The sequence below is a fragment of the Thermodesulfobacteriota bacterium genome (assembly GCA_031082315.1).
Lineage (GTDB): Bacteria > Desulfobacterota > QYQD01 > QYQD01 > QYQD01 > QYQD01.
The window spans coordinates 1-19,317 of sequence record JAVHLC010000001.1 but is presented as its reverse complement, the minus strand read 5'-3'; the positions used below and the strand labels follow the sequence as shown (position 1 = coordinate 19,317).

At 48.9% G+C, this 19,317-nt stretch carries 17 protein-coding genes, 4 tRNA genes and 1 pseudogene; 11 read left to right on the top strand and 11 right to left on the bottom strand.

Annotated features, from left to right (window positions below):
* Positions 1 to 6: 6 nt before the first annotated feature.
* The 3 genes and pseudogenes from RDU59_00110 to RDU59_00100 all read right to left on the bottom strand — a co-directional run bounded on the left by RDU59_00110 (position 7) and on the right by RDU59_00100 (position 6,356).
* On the bottom strand, positions 7 to 3,411 hold the full coding sequence (locus tag RDU59_00110) for a UvrD-helicase domain-containing protein (GenBank protein MDQ7836886.1): 3,405 nt from the start codon (positions 3,409 to 3,411) through the stop codon (positions 7 to 9).
* A complete protein-coding gene (locus RDU59_00105) occupies positions 3,404 to 6,151 on the bottom strand; it encodes a PD-(D/E)XK nuclease family protein (GenBank protein MDQ7836885.1) in 2,748 nt (915 codons plus the stop codon). The genes RDU59_00110 and RDU59_00105 overlap by 8 nt, the downstream gene beginning before the upstream one ends.
* Before the next feature lie 94 nt (positions 6,152 to 6,245).
* Positions 6,246 to 6,356 (bottom strand): annotated as a pseudogene (locus tag RDU59_00100) (phage integrase N-terminal SAM-like domain-containing protein).
* A gap of 276 nt (positions 6,357 to 6,632) precedes the next feature.
* Here RDU59_00100 and RDU59_00095 point away from each other — a divergent pair.
* Together RDU59_00095 and RDU59_00090 are read left to right on the top strand one after the other, a co-directional pair.
* On the top strand, positions 6,633 to 7,346 hold the full coding sequence (locus RDU59_00095; GenBank protein MDQ7836884.1) for a hypothetical protein: 714 nt from the start codon (positions 6,633 to 6,635) through the stop codon (positions 7,344 to 7,346).
* Positions 7,347 to 7,539: 193 nt separating this feature from the next.
* Positions 7,540 to 8,055, top strand: coding sequence for a hypothetical protein (locus RDU59_00090; protein ID MDQ7836883.1), 516 nt, complete (start codon positions 7,540 to 7,542; stop codon positions 8,053 to 8,055).
* 42 nt (positions 8,056 to 8,097) lie between these two features.
* Here the strand turns inward: RDU59_00090 and RDU59_00085 are convergent, their stop codons facing one another.
* Both RDU59_00085 and RDU59_00080 read right to left on the bottom strand, forming a co-directional pair.
* Positions 8,098 to 8,403 carry a hypothetical protein gene (locus RDU59_00085; GenBank protein MDQ7836882.1) on the bottom strand — a complete coding sequence of 102 codons (306 nt, stop codon included), beginning with the start codon at positions 8,401 to 8,403 and terminating at the stop codon, positions 8,098 to 8,100.
* A 213-nt stretch (positions 8,404 to 8,616) separates the two neighbouring features.
* Positions 8,617 to 9,177, bottom strand: coding sequence for a hypothetical protein (locus RDU59_00080; GenBank protein ID MDQ7836881.1), 561 nt, complete (start codon positions 9,175 to 9,177; stop codon positions 8,617 to 8,619).
* Positions 9,178 to 9,298: 121 nt separating this feature from the next.
* On the opposite strand from RDU59_00080, the gene hisB reads away from it, so the two are divergent.
* The 3 genes from hisB (at position 9,299) to hisA (ending at position 11,536) form a co-directional block, all read left to right on the top strand.
* Positions 9,299 to 9,898, top strand: a complete 600-nt coding sequence (gene hisB, locus RDU59_00075; GenBank protein ID MDQ7836880.1) for an imidazoleglycerol-phosphate dehydratase HisB — start codon at positions 9,299 to 9,301, stop codon at positions 9,896 to 9,898.
* A gap of 29 nt (positions 9,899 to 9,927) precedes the next feature.
* Positions 9,928 to 10,602 carry a hypothetical protein gene (locus tag RDU59_00070; GenBank protein MDQ7836879.1) on the top strand — a complete coding sequence of 225 codons (675 nt, stop codon included), beginning with the start codon at positions 9,928 to 9,930 and terminating at the stop codon, positions 10,600 to 10,602.
* Positions 10,603 to 10,795: 193 nt separating this feature from the next.
* Complete coding sequence (gene hisA, locus RDU59_00065; GenBank protein MDQ7836878.1) at positions 10,796 to 11,536, top strand: 1-(5-phosphoribosyl)-5-[(5-phosphoribosylamino)methylideneamino]imidazole-4-carboxamide isomerase; 741 nt, start codon at positions 10,796 to 10,798, stop codon at positions 11,534 to 11,536.
* Between the two features lie 158 nt (positions 11,537 to 11,694).
* Here hisA and RDU59_00060 read toward each other — a convergent pair whose 3' ends face one another.
* The 6 genes from RDU59_00060 to RDU59_00035 all read right to left on the bottom strand — a co-directional run bounded on the left by RDU59_00060 (position 11,695) and on the right by RDU59_00035 (position 16,351).
* Positions 11,695 to 11,859 carry a zinc ribbon domain-containing protein gene (locus RDU59_00060; protein ID MDQ7836877.1) on the bottom strand — a complete coding sequence of 55 codons (165 nt, stop codon included), beginning with the start codon at positions 11,857 to 11,859 and terminating at the stop codon, positions 11,695 to 11,697.
* 117 nt (positions 11,860 to 11,976) lie between these two features.
* Positions 11,977 to 12,864: a diguanylate cyclase gene (locus tag RDU59_00055; GenBank protein ID MDQ7836876.1), complete on the bottom strand. Its 888-nt coding sequence runs from the start codon at positions 12,862 to 12,864 to the stop codon at positions 11,977 to 11,979.
* 747 nt (positions 12,865 to 13,611) lie between these two features.
* Positions 13,612 to 13,911 carry a hypothetical protein gene (locus RDU59_00050; GenBank protein ID MDQ7836875.1) on the bottom strand — a complete coding sequence of 100 codons (300 nt, stop codon included), beginning with the start codon at positions 13,909 to 13,911 and terminating at the stop codon, positions 13,612 to 13,614.
* A 45-nt stretch (positions 13,912 to 13,956) separates the two neighbouring features.
* Positions 13,957 to 14,442, bottom strand: a complete 486-nt coding sequence (locus RDU59_00045) for an adenosine-specific kinase (protein MDQ7836874.1) — start codon at positions 14,440 to 14,442, stop codon at positions 13,957 to 13,959.
* 204 nt (positions 14,443 to 14,646) lie between these two features.
* Positions 14,647 to 15,528, bottom strand: coding sequence for a peptidylprolyl isomerase (locus RDU59_00040; GenBank protein MDQ7836873.1), 882 nt, complete (start codon positions 15,526 to 15,528; stop codon positions 14,647 to 14,649).
* 28 nt (positions 15,529 to 15,556) lie between these two features.
* Positions 15,557 to 16,351, bottom strand: coding sequence for a glucose-1-phosphate thymidylyltransferase (locus RDU59_00035; protein MDQ7836872.1), 795 nt, complete (start codon positions 16,349 to 16,351; stop codon positions 15,557 to 15,559).
* A 324-nt stretch (positions 16,352 to 16,675) separates the two neighbouring features.
* Here RDU59_00035 and hisD point away from each other — a divergent pair, with 324 nt between their 5' ends.
* The 6 genes from hisD to RDU59_00005 all read left to right on the top strand — a co-directional run.
* Positions 16,676 to 17,980, top strand: a complete 1,305-nt coding sequence (gene hisD, locus RDU59_00030) for a histidinol dehydrogenase (GenBank protein MDQ7836871.1) — start codon at positions 16,676 to 16,678, stop codon at positions 17,978 to 17,980.
* A gap of 420 nt (positions 17,981 to 18,400) precedes the next feature.
* Positions 18,401 to 18,476: transfer RNA gene (locus RDU59_00025), tRNA-Thr, on the top strand.
* An 18-nt stretch (positions 18,477 to 18,494) separates the two neighbouring features.
* Positions 18,495 to 18,579 (top strand) — tRNA-Tyr (locus tag RDU59_00020).
* 118 nt (positions 18,580 to 18,697) lie between these two features.
* Positions 18,698 to 18,774 (top strand) — tRNA-Gly (locus tag RDU59_00015).
* 101 nt (positions 18,775 to 18,875) lie between these two features.
* Positions 18,876 to 18,951, top strand: a tRNA-Thr gene (locus RDU59_00010).
* A gap of 65 nt (positions 18,952 to 19,016) precedes the next feature.
* A partial coding sequence (locus RDU59_00005) for a GTP-binding protein (protein ID MDQ7836870.1) occupies positions 19,017 to 19,317 on the top strand: 301 nt, incomplete at its 3' end.

The window sequence follows — 19,317 nt, the reverse complement described above, 5'->3', positions numbered from 1 at the left end:
TAGAATTTAATCTTTTATCTCATGTGCCTTTTGTATAATTGTAAAATACAATATCAGCCTTATCTTTACCGGATCAATCTGCCTTTGCTGAGCGAGCATCTCCCGGTAAGTCAGGAGTTGTCTACGGTAAAGCATCTCCTGTTCCTTTAAGAATTCTTCAAGGCCGATGCCTGACGGCAAGGGAGTGGTTTTGTAGTCAACGAGCCACCAGTAGTTTCCATCGAAGACTACACGATCGATGATGCCGCTCCGTACGGTTCCTGTCGCACGCCCCGGCGCATCTGCGACCGGCTGATCTTCAATCATCCACTCGCTGGCGGCAAAGGGATGATCGGGACGTAGAATGTATGCGCAGAATTCTTCCTTCAGGCAGGCCTTAACCTCGGCCAGTATCCCTTTAGCTGATCCCTGAGACGTATGTTTATCTACCCCCTCAGCCAGCATGGCTACAGCTACGGCCCTTTCTGACGGAAGGGTCTTTCCTTTGCTTAGCTGTTCAAAAAGACGATGGATTATTGTCCCACGGGCCAGACTGTAACCATCAATCCCTGTTGCAGATACCCCCTCACCCTTGCCCTCTCCCCTGGGGGTGGAGAGGGGAAAATGTGCAAGACTGGAGGGAGAAATGACCTGATAAGGCAGCCTTTCCGGAATAAAGGGAATAGGCTCCGGGAGTTCTGACTTGAGTGAAATAGCCGCCGCCACCCCTGTTGCGGAGAGGACAGGGTTCGACAGGTATTCAACCCTGGCCTTCAGTTCGGTGTGGGCCAGGAGGTAGGATAAGAAGGAGTTTTTCACGGCCGAAGATCCGCCGTCTCGTTCTGTGACCAGGCCGCTCAGGTAAAGTTCCTTTTTAGCCCGGGTTGCGGCTACATAAAAGAGGCGTTTGGATTCACCCAGTTGGCGTCTCTTCCGGATGTCTTTCAGGAGGTTATAGGTCTTATCCTCTTTTTTAAAGCGCCGGTCGGGGCTCAGGGCGATAAGGTGCTCACCTGCGGAGCCGGGCAGGCGTTCCAGGAGATAAGGCGGCGAGTCTTTACCGCTGCCCCCTAATGGGTTCCAGTCCAGGTAGGGAAGGAAGACAACATCAAATTCCAGACCCTTGGCACGGTGGACAGTCATTATCTGTACCGGTGAACGAACGGAGAGGGGATCCGGCGGGGCATAGGCGGTTTCCAGTAATAAGTTAAGGCGGGAGAGGGTCTCTTCCGGGATACCGGACTCAGCATCCGTCAGGATTTTTAGAAACCGGCGACAGTTTTCCACCCCTGCCGGCCCAAACCGGGCACATACTGTAACCGGGCCGTTTACGCTTTCCCATATTGTACCTACGACCTCGGTTAGTGGCCGGCGTCCTATTTGTGGTGAGTAGAAGGCGATGGATTCCCACAGGTTTTTTAATGCTTCCGGGGCGACGGCGCTGTGTTTAAACCTTTCGATCTTTTGTGACCAACTTATTCCGTTCTGTCTGGATACCCCATAGAGGATATCTAACCCTACCCAGCACCAGGCGGAACGGAGGAGCGAGGTCCAGGCCAGGTCATCGTGGGGCCTTACCAGGGCCAGGGCCAGGGAGTGCATATCCACTACTTCAGGGCGTTCTTTTAGTAAGATTCCCTCTTGAACCTGCACCTGAAGGCCCTCTACGGTCAGGGCCTTCAGATAAGCAGCCAGATAGGTGCGGGCTGGGAGCAGGATGCCTATGGTTTTACCGTCACAATTTGCCGAAATTCTTTTTACTTCCCCAGCCAGCCAACCTGCTTCCCGGAATCTGGCTTCATCCGGCGAGCCGTCATTTTTGGTGAAGGCCGCCAGGACAATTCTACCCCTGCCTTCTTTGCCCGGTGCGGGTAGAAATGCCTGGTAAGGCACTTCATCCACTTCTTCATCCGGACTGGCCATGACCGTCTGGCCGAAGACTTCATTCGTGAAATCGATCAATTTGGCACAGGAACGAAAGTTTGTGGTCAAATTGACGGGGGTGAGTTTTAGATAGCCCTGGCCGGGGATGGGGATGCCTTCCCTGGCCTCCATAAAAATGGAGACCTCGGCCTTGCGAAACCCATAGATAGACTGTTTGGGATCGCCGACGATAAAAACAGTGCGGCCGTCGCCCGGTTGCCAGCCGGCGCAAAGGTGCTGCAGGAGATGCCACTGGTTGCGGCTTGTATCCTGGAATTCATCAACAAGGATATGCTGTATCTTCCGGTCGAGAAGCAGTTGGAGATCAGCGGGGGTATCTTCACCGCCAAGGGCACGCAGGGCTGCCAGTTCCAATTCTACATAGTCCATAACCCCGCGCCTTCGACATAGTGCGTTATAAGCCTGGATGGTTTTGCCGACCATAAGGATAAGGTCAAAGAGCGCCTCCGGGTCGGTAAGCGGCGTATCAGGCAAAGGCAGTTCTCTAAGTGAACGGAGCTGTGAAGCGACTCTTTCCGGTAAGCTCTTAATACATTCTGCCCAATGCGTTCCTCCAAAGTTCTTGCAGAAACCGTCTGTGATCCTGAACTGCTTCCGAGGCTTACCGTCTTTTGTGAGACACAGGTTGGCTATGACCAGCCAGTCCGGCAGATCATCCCAGGCTGAACCGGGGATGGAGGCCGGGGGGGGTGAGGAGGGATTATTTTCATGCAGGTGGGCCTGGAGAAAGGACCAGTTAGCGCCCAGTTCCGTAGCCGGAAAAGAGCTTCGCAATTCTGCCAGTCTGTAGGAAATAAAAGCGCTCAGACGTCCGGCCAAGGCCCGGGCAAGGCGATCTTTATCCGGCACTGCTTTTACCTCGGTGATAAGATCGGCCAGGAGGTCTCTCCTGGCAATGAGCTGCCTTAGTTCGGCCTCCAGGGCAGGCCAGTTGGTGTTCATGTGGAGGAGACGCTGTTTCAGCGCCTGACGCAACGGGTCGTCCGGGGGCAGGGCGAAGATTTGTTGCTGAGTATTTCGAACGGCCTCGGTGAGCAAATCCCCCTGATCTTCGTCCCCGGCAACAACCGCATCAAAGGGTACCTGCGCCTCCCAGGGGGATTGTCTGATCAGGAGGAGACAGAAGCTGTGAAAGGTCATGATACGGAGGCCGTCCGGGGACTTAAGCAGGTTGATGTGAATCTTGTGTCTTTTTAATGCCTCCTGCGCATGGGGCAAAAGGCTGTTGATCCAGGGGTCATCGGGCGATGCACCCTTTTCCGCCTGGCGCAAAAGAGCATTAATCCGCTCCCGCATCTCATTTGCCGCCTTATTGGTAAAGGTAAGGGCCAGTATCTCATGCGGATGATCGACTACGGAAAGAAGACGGATAAACCGTGCGGTTAGAAGAGAGGTTTTACCTGCGCCGGCCGGGGATTCGACGTGAAAGCTTTCGGCCGGAGATAAGGCGCGGATGCGAGTTTGTGTATCCGCTGGTTCTTTAGACATGGCCGTTTTCTTCCTCTTTTTTCCAATAAGTGCAAAGGGTCAGGTAAGGGCAGTACTGGCAGGCCCCGTTCCTGTGGCCTTTAGGTATTGGTTTGGGATCGGCCGGGAAGTTACCGGCGCTAAGCCGTTGGCCGAGACTGGTGATCTCTTTTTCCCAGGCGGAAAGGCAGGTCTCCCAACCCGCTTCGTCTTTGACCGGCTCACCGAACTGGACTTCTCCCTCGGATTTCAGGCTGATATACCCGGCCAGATTTTGAAATGAAACCGGCAGGGAAATCTTTCCATTCCGGAGGGCCAGAAGATACAACGGGAGCTGAGGGGCAAGAAAGTGGGTATGTATATCTGTGGGCGGAGGGGCGCTGCCGGTCTTATAGTCCCAGCAACATATCTTGCGTTCCCCATCGTTTATATCTATCCGGTCGATGCGACCGTGGACAGTAAATGGCCAGGAGGCGTTTTGCAGGCTCGAAAAATTGGCCTCTTCGAGGAGCCAACGCCAGCCTTCCTCCCCCCGCTTTCTTTCCAGGCAGAGCCAGGCGGACAGCAGCCCTGACCAGCGTTCCCGTTCAATCTGCCAGTATGGATTATCTGTGACGTCGGCCAGCGCCTCAGCTATACACTCTTTCAGTATGGATTCACTTTGTCCTGCGTCGGTAAGGGAGACGCCCTGCTTGCGCATCCGGCTTGTGAACAGGGCAAAGAGCCGGTGCAGTCTGTTCCCCTTTTCCTGGGATGAAATGCCGATAGTTGGTTCCGGCAGCTCACTTAGCCGCAATACGGTATCGGCAAAGAATTTAAAGGGACAGGATATAGCTTTTTCTATAGCTGTCACTGACAGTTCATCTGGAAGGGGCGCAGGTACAAACGGCGTATCTTCATTCGGGTAGGGGATGGGATAATCCCGCCAGCCTTCGTGGGCTTGGCGTAACCATCCGGCCCGCAGAGAGGCCTGCCCCGGCTCCAGCCAGTAGTTAACTGCGGTATTTTCTTCACCTTCCGGCCAGAAAGGAGATGCAGGCAGGAGATCGCTTTTTTCTTCCAGAGGGCGGGTGAGAGTGACGGCCGGGGCCACCGTCATCAAATGGGCGAAGGCCTGCTCAGCAAACAAATGCTGACTGTCAATTGTAGCCCCCTGTACCAGACTTTTCTCTTCTCTGGCGAGCAAAGGAAAGTGGCGTACCGGTTGGGGGAGGCTTCCGGCTGAAAGGCCAACTACATAGAGATGATCAAAAGACAGGCCGCGGGACTCGATGAGACCAATGACCTGGATGCCCGCTTCTTCGTATCCGGGGACATTGACTTTGGTTTCTTCGAGGCCATATTTAAGCCACGCATAGAAGGTTGATGCATCTAATTTTCCCTCCCCCAGGTTATTTGCCAGCGTACTCAGGTTTTCCTCGAGGTGTTTGAATATACCATTTTCATGCTCGTTACCGATGGCCGGGAATTGCGTTATATCCCACAGGCGGGAAAGCGTTTCAATCCACCCGGCTCCTGTCCGTTTCCCCGTGAGACTTTGAATAAGACGGGCCAGGTCATGGCCGGGGGGGTGGATAACTGATAAGATTTCCGGTTTCTTTTTTTGCAGGATATACAGTAGATCACCGAGACCCTGATCGGCAGAGTATTCGCGCCAGACACGGTCCGCCTGGGCAAGGATATCCCGGTGGCGGCCCCAGAGGCCATAGTAGGGTGAAAGCAGCAGGGAAAGAAATGAAACTCGTTTTTCACCTTCGAGCATAAGACGTAAGGGCAAGAGGGCAGCCTGGATGAGGGGCTGACTGAGGAGTGATTCTCCGAGGGAGATATTGTAATTCCCCCCTGATAATGCCCCCCCCTTACTAAAGGGGGGTAAGGGGGGATTATCTCCGTTGTTCTTTGTGCCTTCTTGGGGCATGAATATTTCACCTTTTTCGGCAGTGGGGCTGCCGATCAATTCCTGGAATACCCGGGATACAAGCGGCGCGTAGGCGCTCATGTTGGGTACGACTACCCCGATCCGGTGCAGTGGCGTGTCCTGTGCCTTTTTCAGTACATCCTGGGCCAGCCACATGACCTCTTGCTCCACGTCCGGGAGGCTCACGGCCTTTAGGTAGGGTGGTTCGTTTGATTCTGTGGAGCAGATTACAGCCCCATAGTCTTTAGCCAGACCGGTCAGAAGGTCGTTTTCGACCGGCGCCGGAGACTCAAAGCCGACGCAGAGAATTTGTTTAGGCAGGGCACAGCTACCGTCCTTTAAGTTATCTTTTATAAGAGCAGGCAAAAAGGCCGGGTGGACGTATCCTTTTGCCTTCAGGCGGCCTTCGAAAATTTCTATGACCTTTTGCCGCCAGACAATAAGGGGGGAGAGGTAATCCCTGGGTAGTGGCGGTATCTTGTGGCGGATGATTGCCGAATAGGTCTCATCGAGAAGTCGATATAGTCCGATGTCAGATTCGAGGCCTTCGGGCAGGGCTGTTTCCTCAACCGCTTCTTTCCAGAGGCAAAGGCATGCTATATCCGAAATAATGCATTCCTCCGGCCAGGATTCAAGCCATGTCTCGTTTAACCAGGAGTTCAGGGTTGCTATCTTTGGTGGCAGCCAGGCCCGCCGACCCTGTTCAATTTGGGACATACGGAAGGCATGGCGGAGCCGACGCGCCAGACGGCGACCCGGGGTGAGGATTAGAGTCTCCTCGTCGGCCTTTTCTATGATTTTAGCCTGTAGTTCCTGGGTGGTACGCGCGGTTAAGTAGCCCATTTGCATCAGCATTTATCGTTCAGCTTTCAGCTCTTCTCAGGATGAAAGGTACAATATCACAGGGGTAAAAGCAAGGGAGGCTAGGTCAGTTCGGATGGGTCTTGCCGCCGAAATGATGGATATAGCGAAGTATCCACTGGCAATAAGTCTGTTCAGTACGATAGGCGTAGTGGTAATAACGAAGAACCTCGCGCACTTGGTCCATAAGTTTGAGTTCGGGAGACAAAGTAAAAAATATGAACAAAAATAACCAATAATAACACCACCATGACAACCGGACATTTCTATTTTGGTAAAAATAGGACATTTCTAAATTGGCTTGACATTGGTTTCTTTTCCTTTTGACTTTCCATATCCTAATCATATAATATCGCAATATATGGAAACCAATAAGAAAAAAAGCAATAAGCGGAGCGCTCGCGGAGCCTCAAGGGCGTGAAGAGCCAATGGCTCAACATCCGCCGATAAGCGTGGAACCTAAATGATAGAAGATATTGAAAAGATCATGACAGAACTTGCTGGAGATTCTAATACGATTATAGTCAACCCAGAAACACTGGAGGAGCTTAGGAGCGCTGGGGTTCCTTTCGACACCGTTCCGGCTCCTACGATCGATCAGCTGTTTGACCAAAGAAAGCAAAATGCTTTTTTGAAAATAGGACAACTGCCCTCACTTCCACAAGGACTACCACCGGCTGTACAAGCCCTTTATCAAGAGATTAGGGAATGCATATTCTTTGGTCTGAATGGGGCAACGATCACGATGTCCGCAATCCTTATCGAATTTGTTCTCAAGCACACGGTTTTCATAAAGGAGGCTGGAGGTTATCAAAAGGCCAACGCACAAGACTGGGATCAATTTGAGAACATGGAACTTGGTCAGGCCATAAATCGAGCGAAGAGAACTGGTGTATTAGATGCCAAGATGGCAAAGAGGCTCCATTCTTTCAGGGAAACAATCAGAAACCCTTACAGCCACTATAACATCAAGAAGATTACCTCTGGAGTTGTCGCTCGAAAAGTGAAGCAGGTAGACACGAAGACTGGGGCGGTAGCTGAGGTCGATATGGCGGCCAAAGACCATCCGATGATTCAAGCTCAAGTCAAACCGTGGGTAGATGAGTACAATGTCTTGTCCGTTTTTGCATTCGCTGACGAGGTGGTCAAGTACCTCCTGAGTCAGATTCAAACTTAGCATATAACTACGGCGTGCCGTATGCCGGGATGGTCGTGCAGAACATGCTTAACGTGCGGATGCGTTTATGAGATATGGGAGACTATGACAATATTAGCGAGAGATTGGATGCCCTTGGTGTCTTGCATCATATTATTGGGCGGGATTAGGCTTTTTAATTGTCATAGTAATAGTAAAGAGTGGTTTATAGTGTATGACAACTCCAAGTACGTCAGAAGAACTAAGAGAAGTATATAGAGAGATCCGGTCCATTTTTGAATCTTATCCGCGCGAAGCTGAGAATATCTTTCGCTTAGCCGTTGGGGTAAAGACCGGTATCGAGGCTATAGACCCGCTGATCCAGGAAATGACCTCGGAAGTCTGTCCCCACTGCAAAAGCTCAAATTGTACGAATCTAAACGGCCGGTTTGACTGGTGTGACCTGATTTATTTGGCGGCGCTGGGGCTGGAATTGCCCCCTTTCAGGGATGGTTTGAGAGATGAGGAGCCGTGCCAGTTTCTGGCAGAAAGGGGCTGCGTCCTGACCCGCACCATGCGGCCGCATCGCTGTAACTGGTGGTATTGTGAACCCTTACTGGAAGTTATCGAGAAATGGCCGCCCCGTAAACAACGCAGGTTTATTTCTTCCATAGAGAAAATAACCCTAACCCGAAAGAGAATGTGTGATGAATTGAAGACGATACAGGATGGAGTTAGGAAGGCCGGCTAGGCTATATGTGTTCGGTTAGTTTGTAAAAGAGGTAGCGGATATCTACTTTTTTGCCTTGCACCTTTCATTTTCCAGGATCCAGTTTGTGTGCCAAAATTTATAAAAGTCCGAAGACCGTATAGAGCCTTCCGGTATGGAAAGTTCCCGGCAGAGGCGAAGGAGCCTTTCTTTATCTGTAGATATAATATGATAAGATTTTTTTCGCCGCGAAAGATAGTTTTCGTGTATGGATATGAAACCTCGCTCCGCCCAGGTTATAGCGTCGGGAATTTTTTCCAGGGGGAATATTTTGATTTTGAAATGGAATTTGCGACGTAAGGTCTCTATAATTTTGTCAAGTTTTGTCATGCACTGGACCTGACGTATTTTTCTCCGGTAAGATTTTAAAGGACTTTCCATCAAGGAATCTTCCACTGTTATTTTTGACCTTTTACGAGTTCATCATCTTTATTGGTAGTTGCAACTTTCTATTGTCATATCGGCAATGCGCTGCACCAACTTAAACAAATAAAGACGAATATTTTTAACTGGCTGATAAAATGCAGGAAAAGTTACAGGTGGTTATTTCTGGATGGATACCGGGGTGAAGGTATTGTTTATTTTTACCCTGAGTTTTTTGTTTTTGTACTGTGCCAGTATGTTTTTAGAGTCCGTGTTGTCGAGAAAATTTATAGTGAGATGATCTACTTCGGTCCCGGTTATCCCGCTGGTGACCTTTACTGTTTGTAAGACGGTTTCTGTATGTTGTTTGACAAGATTGATAATAAATTTCTTTAATTCCGGATCTTCTGTCTTGAAAAAGTCATCCCGCGTGTAGAGGGAGATGATTATATCATGGGTCAATGGAGGTTGGTTGACCAGGCCATAGAATACAAACTGCCTGTTGAGATTTAAGGCCAGGCGGGCGCTGGTAATGTTAATAAAGTTGGTAAGTTCCATGTTAAGAAGGTGGGTTTCGAGTTTGTCTATACGCAGTTGAGCAGTGGCTATGGCATTATCCATCTCTCCCCATTTTTTCTGGGATTGATCCAGCCGCCAGAGGGCGTAAGCCGAAAAAGTAACAGCCGATATGCTGACAATTATCGTTATAATGTTAAAAATCAGGTTTTTCCTATAATCCATAAAATAGTTCAGGAGACACTTTTTAATTTACTTTTACAGGCGATTGGTTTAAAGACTATAGCTAAAAGCCTAATAAAGTCAATTGGTTTTTGTCACAAGGATACTTACATCGGGTGGATTCATGAACAAGAAACCAGGGCGTAAGGCCAAAGTAGAAAGAAAGACGAAAGAAACGGATATTTCTCTGAAATTCAGCCTGGATGGAGAGGGTAAAAGCGATATCAATAGCGGTATTGCCTTCCTCGATCACATGCTCACCCTTTTTGCCGCCCATGGATTTTTTGACCTGGTCTTAAGGGCCAGGGGAGATATAGAAGTGGATTTCCATCATACCGTTGAGGATATTGGTATATGTCTGGGAGACGCCTTGCGGGAGGCCCTGGGTGAAAAACAGGGGATAAGGCGCTATGGGCAGGCCATCATTCCGATGGATGAGGCATTGTGCCAGGTGGCAATAGATATCTCCAACAGGCCGTTGCTGGTCTATAATGTTAAAATGAGACAGGGCAAGGTAGGGATGTTTGACACACAATTGGTCCCTGAGTTCCTGCAAGCCCTTGCCACGCGCGGGGGTATCACTCTCCATGTTAATGTTATGTATGGCCGGAATGCCCACCATATAATTGAAGCTGTTTTTAAGGCCCTGGGGAGGGCTTTGGACATGGCTACCAGCTTAGATGGCCGGGTTAGTGGTGTAATTTCAACCAAGGGTCTTATTTAATTGTTAGCGGCTCCATGTGAGGGAGTACAATGAATAATATAGGTAAAGCCTGTTTTTGGGTGACTACGCTTTGGATTTTGTGTTCTGTATGCATAGGCTGCGGCGGTAAGCATGCTGAGTTAGAGAAGAAAGCCGGGCTGACGGCAAAGGCCATAGCGGTTCTCCCTTTTGAGGTGGAAGCGGCGGGAGAGGCAGGCCAGCAATATGTGACCTGCAGTGTCTGCGGTAGCGCCTATAAAGGGGGACATATTGAGCCCAAGGCGGAAACTGTCCTGTCTGACCTGCTTTTTGAGAAGTTGAAGGACAAACCGGATATTATCCTGCTAACATCCGGGCAGAGCAAGGGATTGTGGGCGGATGCCCTGGCCAAGTCGGGAGGTATGCCATATACGAAGATTTTGCAAAGGATTGGCGAGAAGTCAGGGACTGATGCTGTATTGTACGGACGGATATTCCGGTATGAAGAACGGGAAGGCCGTACTTATAGTGTCCAGCGTCCTGCCTCTGTGGCGTTTGATCTGCATCTGGTGCGGACTTCTGACGGCGTTATTATATGGAAGGGGCGTTTTGATGAGACACAGACCTCTTTAATGGAAAATATACTCAGGCTTCCTTCCTACCTCAAAAGAGGGTTTAAATGGCTTACGGCCGACGAACTGGCTGGAGAAGGCGTGGATAAAGTGATGGAGGATTTCCCTCGATAGCGATAGGTCTAATCCACAGCTTACGCAGATTACACAGGTTTTCGCGAGTTATTGGTTAAATTCCCCGAAGTTTGCTACGTTTAGATTGTGAAAAACAGGTGCGCGATACCTCGTAGCTTGCTTGGGGTAGTGCATTGAGCACGTTATAATGGGAGTGAACTGATCAGCATGAAGGAGCGCTATCTATAACGTTATGATTGTTGTGCCGGCTATAGACTTGAAACAAGGCCGATGTGTTCGGCTGAGACAGGGCGATATGGCTCAGGAAACGGTGTTTTCCAACAACCCGGTGGAGATGGCGCTTAGATGGGAATCGGATGGGGCAGAATTGCTGCATATTGTGGATTTAGACGGCGCGGTAAGTAAAAGACCGGCAAACCACGAAAGTATCAAAAATATTCTTTCGGCGTTAAAAATACCGGTGCAGGTTGGTGGCGGTATCCGTGATAGTGAGACCATTAAGACATATCTTTCCTGGGGTGTAGATAGGGTGATTCTGGGCACGGTAGCCCACAGAAATCCAGACCTGGTGAAGGAGATGTGCCGCATCTTTCCGGGAAGGATTGTGGTTGGAATCGATGCCAGAAATGGAAAAGTGGCTGTCGAAGGGTGGACAGAAACAACGGATACCGATGTCCTGACGCTGGCCCAAAAATACGAAGATTTTGGAGTGCGGGCCATCATTTTTACCGATATCAAACGCGATGGTATGCAGACTGGCCCCAATATCGAAGCTACGAAAGATCTGGCCCGTTCGGTAGGCGTGCCTATCTACGTCGCCGGCGGGGTTTCGACGCTGGATGATATTAAGAAAATCGCGGCCATAGAAGATTACGGTGTAGAAGGAGTCATTACGGGTAGGGCAATTTATAGCGGGACGTTAATTTTCCGGGAGGCCGTATTGTTTACACGAAGCCCGGCCGCCGCACGCTAGCTATCAGAAATCAGCTTTCAGCCTTCCGGATGGAGCAATCAGCACTCAGCTATCAGCGTTCAGCTTAAGATGCTGTTTGTCTTGGTTTTTTGCTGACAGCTAAGCGCTGACTGCTGAAAGCGTGAAGCCGGAAACAGTAGTTTCCGGATGAACACTATCTAGGTTTTCCTGGAAGTCTTGGTCATAAAGTGACTAATCTGCTGTTTGACCTTTTTACTTTTGCATTTTGGGCAGGAGGCCTTTTTCTTTTCATGTTCTGCAAGGCTTAACACTACCGTGAAGACTTCATTGCATTTCATACATTGATATTCATACGTGGGCATTTTGTCTTTTCCCTCTCCCCAACTTTCAACTTATTGAAATTATATGTTCCTGTTATGGTCAAGATATTTGCGACCATCACTATAGTAAATCGACAGGGTTCACGGCAACCCGCCTTTTTAAGCCTCGGCTAAAGTAATTCGATCGCCCCCTGCGCTTTTTGCGCTGTAAAGGGCTTTGTCTGCGGCACGGATGAGGATATCCATATTTTCTTGTGGGGTTAGGCTGGGGCTGTAGATGAGCTTAGCCAGGCCAATGCTCAAGGAAGTTGGCTCCAGGTGTTCAGCATTGTATTTTGTCCGGATACGTTCGGCTATCTTCTTGGCTTGGTCTTCGGTGGCTTGAGTGACAATAACAGCAAATTCATCCCCACCGTATCTAAACCCCCAGTCCACGTTTTCGCGCACAGAAGACAGGATTACCTCTCCCAGTTTGTGAAGTAGAATATCTCCTTCTTGGTGTCCCTTTTGATCGTTAAAGTCTTTAAAGTCATCTATGTCCATGAGGATAAGAAATAGATTGTAGCCCTGGCGGTACGCCCGGTAAGATTCCTCTTCCAGTTTGACGTTAAAATGTCGCCGGTTATAGATGTTTGTTAGTGCATCCCTTATAGAAAGGGTTTCCAATTCATGACGCAAGGTTCTTTCACGAATGATGCGGTTAAATTTGGCTTCCAGTTCATCTATATTAAAAGGCTTGGATATAAAATCGCTGGCCCCGGCCCTTATTACATCGGTGTATTTGTAGTCTGCATTGTAGGCAGTAATAACTATTATATCCGTGTTGTTGTACTTTTCTTTTACTTTTTTGGTTAATTCAACCCCGTCCAAACGGGGCATTTTTATGTCTGTGATCACGATGGTGTAAGAATCGGCGGCTAGTTTATCCAGGGCAGCCAGGCCATCTTCAGCCACATCACATTCATGCCCCAGCTTGTCCATAATCTCTGCCAGGAGGGCCCGAATAAACGGATCATCATCTACGGCCAGTATTTTCTGTTTTTCCATATCGTCGATCGCTTTTTTAGAGTAAGTTGACGGCGTTGTAACAGGTCCGGTTGTCCGCCGTGACGATTTTTTTATTTTACAGCTTTTTACCAAATTATATAAGGGATTTTTTTTATTCGTCAATCTATTTAACCGATATTGAGTTTTTTAATTAGGGCTTAGTGGTGTTTTATTGCGCAGGATTTTATACACAGCGACATAAGTCCGATCCATCCCGACATGCCGCGTCACTCGCTGCGGTGACTGCTCACAGCGCCACAAGGCTGCTCCGCGGGCTCCTCGCTCGTTCCTTGCCTGATCGAGCGCCTCGAACCCATGCCGCTGTGTATAAAAAAGAACAGCCGGGCGGCTGATAATCCCGGCTGTTCTACGGATAGGGAGAAAGGTTTTTTACTCGATATTAGTAACCATGCAACGTTCATGCCCAAAAGGGCCATAAATGTAACAGTTGGATTTTATTGCATAAATATATATTGATCCCTTGGGTGAGAAATGATCCGGGTTCAAAAAATTTAACTAAGTGCGGGACAGATAGCTATTTGTGCTCATAACATATTGATTTCTTTATTTTTATTTATAATTAAAAATTTTATACCAGCGAATTTGTCGTGGCGAATCTCCCGATAAAACCTTGCTGCAAGCCCGCATAAATCATTTCTTGTAGCTTGCGGTGATTTTTTATTGACATTTCATTCAGACTTATCTAGAATTTCGAAAATAAATTCTGACGGAAGAAATATTTGGTCGTCAATAGTTGGCGGTAATCGTTAAGAAAAGCAAAATCTGTAAAAGAAAAGAGGTGATAAGGTATGCGTAAGTTTTTATCTTTTCTTCTTGTGCTAGTAATGGCATTGTCTCTGGCCGTAGCGGTTGGTTGCCAGAAGAAGGAGGAGGCAGTTCCAGAGGCTCCGGCCCCTGAGGCAGCTCCGGCTCCGGCTCCTGAGGCAGCTCCGGCTCCTGAGGCAGCTCCGGCTCCAGCCCCTGAGGCACCTCCGGCCGGCCATTAATCAAGCTGTGGCACGAAGTGGATAATAAAAGGGAGACCATCCGGTCTCCCTTTTATATTTTTAGTTTTAGGATAGTCGCCGGTCCTTAAGAGGCCTTGTACCCTAGTTTTCTCAGTAAATCCAGCCGCCAGGTTATATTACCTTCTTCCTCTACCCCCTTTGGTGAATAGCCATCAATGACTCCGAGTATCCCTCGCCCCTGTTCTGTTTGAGCGATGATCACCTCTACAGGATTGGCCGTTGCACAGTAAATGGTGCATACTTCCTGGCATAGTTTTATGGCATTTAAGACATTAATAGGAAAGGCGTTGCGCATGATAACTATAAACGAGTGGCCGGCCGCTATCTTTCCGGCGTTGGCTATGGCAGCTTCTTTGAGTTCTTCATCATTAGCGGCTACCCGGACAAGACAGTCGCCGGAGGCCTCACAAAAAGCCAATCCAAACTTTATGCCCGGGACTGAGCCTACCAATATCTCATAAAGATCTTCCACGGATTTGATGAAGTGGGTCTGGCCTAAGATAATATTACTGTTTGCCGGGACGTCCAAACGTTCTGTTAATAAATCCATCGTCCTTCCCTCCTTATCGCTTAGTCAATAGTCATTTGTCACTGGTTAAAAGTTTTCCACGTTTAACCAGTGACTGATGCCCAGTGAAGTGACCGGTGACATCGCCTGTAGCCAGGGCTATGGATTGTATCAGTTCACCGTTGTCCGTAAGAACCTGAAAAGCTTTTTTTCGGTGAACGGTGAACAGACAACGGTGAACGGTTACTATGGAGTTATAGTTACGCCGTATTTGTTTTTTAATTCCAGAAAAAGTTTCCCCATAGCTTCTTCCTGCTTTGTTTCTATCAACCTGTTTTTGACCTCTTCCTTAACTTCATCAAAGACCTTAGTCTTTGCTTCCTTTCTATCTTCTGCTTTGATGATATGATACCCGAATGCAGTCTTCACGGGTTCACTCACCTCTCCTGTCCTGAGCGCGAAGGCTGCTTTCTCAAATTCCGGAACCATCTGTCCACGCGGAAAGAATCCGAGTTCGCCCCCCTTATCTTTGCTGCCCGGATCTTCTGAGGAAGCCTGGGCCACCGCAGCGAAATCCTCTCCTCCATCCAGACGCTTCTTGATTTCGCGTATCCGGATTTCTGCTGCCCCCCAGTCATCGGGTTTGGCTTCAGATGAAACCCTGACCAGGATATGCCGTGCCTTGACCATCTCCGGCTCTTCAAATTCGGCTTTATGCTCAGAATAATAGTTGGTTATCTCTTTATCTGTTACCTTAATCTTATCAAAGACATATTTAGTTACAAATTCCTGGGCCAGGAGGGTATCGACCAGCTCATTGATTTTTTCGGCCAGGGCCTTGTTGCGATCCAGCTTACGGGCTCGCGCTTCCTGAGAGAGCAAAGAGATTTGTACCCAGCGATCAATGAGATTTTGTTTGAATTGAGGGTTTTGCCTGATCATCTTCTGATATTCCGGCGGTAAAGAATTCACCCTTTGGTCGAGGGCCTCAGCCGTCAAGACCTGTTTGCCTGCCTTAGCGACGATCTTATCATTTTTTGCAGACTTATCTGCCCAGGTCAGGGATGATACTAAAAGACAGACAACTCCCAGACAGATAGATAGAACAACCAGACTTGATCTTTTCATAAACGTTTCCTTTCTATTTTGTTTATTATTAGCGGATGACGGATCCGGGGGGATAGTAACCGCTTTTGACTGTGGTATTTGGATAGACCAATGATCTTTGTCCAAGGATAGTCCCTGGATTGGTGACCGAGTTGCAGCCCGTTTGTACGCCGTCACCTAAGATTGCGCCGAGTTTACGGAGCAGGGTGGGATATTCTTTCCCTTGAATCCTGATAGTGATAGGTGCATTAAGGAGTTTCAGGTTGGCCAATTTGGTTCCGGCCCCGAGGTTGCAGTTGCTTCCCAGGATGCTATCTCCCATGTAGGCAAAATGTCCGGCCTTGGCGCCATCCAGCATGATAGAGTTTTTTATCTCGGTGGTATGCCCTACTATACAATGCGCGCCAACCAGGCAAGTCCCCCGGATATAAGCGCCCTGACGGACCTCCGTCTGATCGCCTATTATGGTCGGGCCTTTGATCAGGGCCCCGGGCTCAACGACTATGCCGCGGCCAATAGCTATTCCTTCATCCGCCAGGACACAGCCGGCATACAAAACAGAGGCCCCCTCCAGAACCTTTCCGTTTTTGACGACCTTCATCTTTCCCTTGGTGGCATCTCCGGGTATTATCTCTATACCTTTTTGCAGTAGTTTCCCTTCATGTACCGCCAGGGTGGCCCTAAGTGGTATAGAAAGAGGCAGGCCGGTTACAGGGTTAACCGCTATAGCCTGCAATAGGTAGGCTTTTAATTTTGGTAACGCTTCCCAAACCAGATTAACCCCCGCGAATAAGTCCCGGTGATGGAACCCTTCCAGGTCAAATAGGTCTTCCGGCTTTAGCAAGTTCATCTCCTTAGAAGATGGTAAATCTTTTCCGTGTGCTTTTTATCTTTATGTCGCCTGGCGTGGGGGAAAATTGTTATGAATATGCATAGCGAGCGCATTCCCCGCTGCTTGCCACTAGGTCCGACCTTGGCGGGCAGCAGGGTTAGCGAGCGAATATGATGCATTTTACCTTGCATACGGAGATTCCCCGCAGTTTACTGCGGGGAGCTTCAATTATCTGAGATTGCGGGTAAAGATGCAAGGAAAAACTGGAATAGTTTAATTTTTTGATAGATCATGTTATATAAAGGCAAAATTTGGCTAAAGCGAGAGGGGGGGAGGATGATCTCCTTAGTTCGTGCTGATAGTGAAGAGGGCCGTCAAAGATTACGCGCCCTTGGGACCAGGCAAATCAACTTTGCTAAAGATCATGAGTTGGCTGTAGCCGGGATTCTGGAAGAGGTGCGGACCGGCGGTGATAAGGCCCTTATTAAATATATACGCCAATTTGATGCGCCTGATCTAAAAAAATCTTCTTTGAGAGTTAAAGCGGCGGAGTTCAAAAATGCCTATAGGCGGGTGGATAAAAATTTCTATGCTACTTTGAATAAGGCCATTCGTCAGATTGAGGATTTTCACTCCAGGCAGCGAGAACAGTCCTGGATAGTAACCAGAGAAAACGGGTCCATGGTCGGCCAGTTGGTTCGTCCGGTAGATATTGCCGGCCTGTATGTACCCGGCGGCAAGGGGGGAGAGACGCCGCTTATCTCGTCTGTATTAATGAATGCCATTCCGGCCCGGATAGCCGGTGTCCCACGAATTGTCCTTACCACCCCGCCCTCTCCCGGGGGCGAAGTAAATCCGTACTTGTTGGTGGCGGCACAGGAAGTGGGTATAGAAGAGGTCTATAAGGCGGGTAGCGCCTGGGGTATTGCAGCGCTGGCCTTTGGCACCCGGACAGTGCCAAAAGTAGATGTAATCGTTGGTCCGGGCAATGTTTACGTGACATTGGCGAAGAAACTATTATCCGGTATGGTAGGCATAGATATGATCGCCGGCCCAAGCGAGGTATTGGTTATTGCCGACGCTACAGCTCGTCCCGAGATCGTTGCTGCCGACCTCTTATCTCAGGCTGAACACGACGCCCTGGCCACAGCGGTATTGCTTACCCCGTCGGTAAAACTGGCACATGCGGTAATAGCTTTTCTCAAAAAACAAATCAAGCAATTGGTGCGGCATGAGATCGCCCGGGCCTCATTGGAGCAGAATGGGGTTATATTTGTGGTAGATGATGTGGCAGATGCCATACGGATAGCTAATGAAATTGCTCCGGAGCACTTGGAGCTTATAGTGCAGGAACCTTTTGCCTGGCTGGGTGAGATAAGGCATGCCGGCGCGGTATTTATGGGAGAATTTTCGCCGGAACCCATGGGGGACTATATAGCCGGTCCCAATCATGTCCTCCCCACGATGGGTACGGCCCGCTTTGCTACTGCCCTGGGGGTTCAGCATTTTTTAAAGAGGACCAGCCTTATTTATTATACCGAGAAGGGTTTTGTTCAGGATGCCGGAGATGTTATTCGAATGGCAGAGAGGGAAGGGCTTACTGCCCACGCCCGGGCGGTATCTATCCGGCTGAAGAGATAGACAACAATGTTGATCAATTCGTAAAAAAGCCTTCTCACCGCTGAGCACGCAGAGTCCGCAGAAAAAAGCGTAAACTATTCAATATGTTATCTCAGCGTTCTCCGCGATCTCTGCGGTAAAAAGTCCATTTGCTGGGAAATAGCGATCAGCCATCAGCGGTCAGCTTAAGGCGCGATTCCACTTCCTGAAAGCTGAGAGCTGAATGCTGACTGCTCTATTTAAAGAGGCAGACCGAACCTTTTCTTCCTGGAAATCCTTAGAGGGATTTCTCTTGACTAGATAATTTATTCATTGTATATAATTTTTTTTAAACTTCGGCTAAAATTCCCTAAAGATATTTACTAAATAGAGAACATTATCTCAAAATGGCCGTTTGTAATATTTATTTGATTTAACACATAAAGTTTTATGGATTGATTTGCTGGCGTAGCTCAATTGGCAGAGCAGCTGATTTGTAATCAGCAGGTTGCGGGTTCGAGTCCCATCGCCAGCTCCAGCCATGTTTATTTAGATTGGAGAGGTTCCCGAGCGGCCAAAGGGAGCAGACTGTAAATCTGCCGGCGACGCCTTCGGAGGTTCGAATCCTCCCCTCTCCACCATTTTTAGGTTGAATACAGGAGTAGGCAGGGTCAGGTTTTTCTGGTCTTGTAGAGAGTGCGCCCACGTTATTATTTTTTAAGGCGTTGTTTAATTAGGCGTGTTTATCTGAAAGTGTAAGCGGGAATAGCTCAATTGGCTAGAGCATCAGCCTTCCAAGCTGAGGGTTGCGGGTTCGAGACCCGTTTCCCGCTCCAATAAGAAAAAAACAGAATATAGGATTCAGGATACGGGAGACAGAATTAGAAGGGCTAAATTCTGACTCCTGAGTTCTGTATTCTGAATTCTGTGTTATAGCGCCCACGTAGCTCAGTTGGCAGAGCACTTCCTTGGTAAGGAAGAGGTCACCGGTTCAATCCCGGTCGTGGGCTCCACGTTAGGGCGTATGTAAGATTATGTTCAGTTTATAATTCTGCTTAAATTTAAGGAGGATTTTGAGATGGGGAAGAAGAAATTTGAGCGTAAGAAGCCGCATGTAAACATAGGGACGATAGGGCATATAGATCATGGTAAGACGACGTTAACGAGTGCGATAACGTCGGTGTTATCGAAGGCGGGATATGCGGAGCATATACCGTTTGATCAGATAGACAAGGCGCCGGAGGAGAGGGAGAGGGGAATAACGATAGCGACGGCGCATGTGGAGTATGAGACGGATAAGCGGCATTATGCGCATGTGGACTGTCCCGGGCATGCCGACTATATAAAGAATATGATAACGGGAGCGGCGCAGATGGACG

Coding starts and splice junctions, on each gene's coding strand:
- RDU59_00110 (MDQ7836886.1), bottom strand. CDS start 3,411: ATGTCTAAAGAACCAGCGGATACACAAACTCGCATCCGCGCCTTATCT.
- RDU59_00105 (MDQ7836885.1), bottom strand. CDS start 6,151: ATGGGCTACTTAACCGCGCGTACCACCCAGGAACTACAGGCTAAAATC.
- RDU59_00095 (MDQ7836884.1), top strand. CDS start 6,633: ATGATAGAAGATATTGAAAAGATCATGACAGAACTTGCTGGAGATTCT.
- RDU59_00090 (MDQ7836883.1), top strand. CDS start 7,540: ATGACAACTCCAAGTACGTCAGAAGAACTAAGAGAAGTATATAGAGAG.
- RDU59_00085 (MDQ7836882.1), bottom strand. CDS start 8,403: ATGACAAAACTTGACAAAATTATAGAGACCTTACGTCGCAAATTCCAT.
- RDU59_00080 (MDQ7836881.1), bottom strand. CDS start 9,177: ATGGATTATAGGAAAAACCTGATTTTTAACATTATAACGATAATTGTC.
- hisB (MDQ7836880.1), top strand. CDS start 9,299: ATGAACAAGAAACCAGGGCGTAAGGCCAAAGTAGAAAGAAAGACGAAA.
- RDU59_00070 (MDQ7836879.1), top strand. CDS start 9,928: ATGAATAATATAGGTAAAGCCTGTTTTTGGGTGACTACGCTTTGGATT.
- hisA (MDQ7836878.1), top strand. CDS start 10,796: ATGATTGTTGTGCCGGCTATAGACTTGAAACAAGGCCGATGTGTTCGG.
- RDU59_00060 (MDQ7836877.1), bottom strand. CDS start 11,859: ATGCCCACGTATGAATATCAATGTATGAAATGCAATGAAGTCTTCACG.
- RDU59_00055 (MDQ7836876.1), bottom strand. CDS start 12,864: ATGGAAAAACAGAAAATACTGGCCGTAGATGATGATCCGTTTATTCGG.
- RDU59_00050 (MDQ7836875.1), bottom strand. CDS start 13,911: ATGGTCTCCCTTTTATTATCCACTTCGTGCCACAGCTTGATTAATGGC.
- RDU59_00045 (MDQ7836874.1), bottom strand. CDS start 14,442: ATGGATTTATTAACAGAACGTTTGGACGTCCCGGCAAACAGTAATATT.
- RDU59_00040 (MDQ7836873.1), bottom strand. CDS start 15,528: ATGAAAAGATCAAGTCTGGTTGTTCTATCTATCTGTCTGGGAGTTGTC.
- hisD (MDQ7836871.1), top strand. CDS start 16,676: ATGATCTCCTTAGTTCGTGCTGATAGTGAAGAGGGCCGTCAAAGATTA.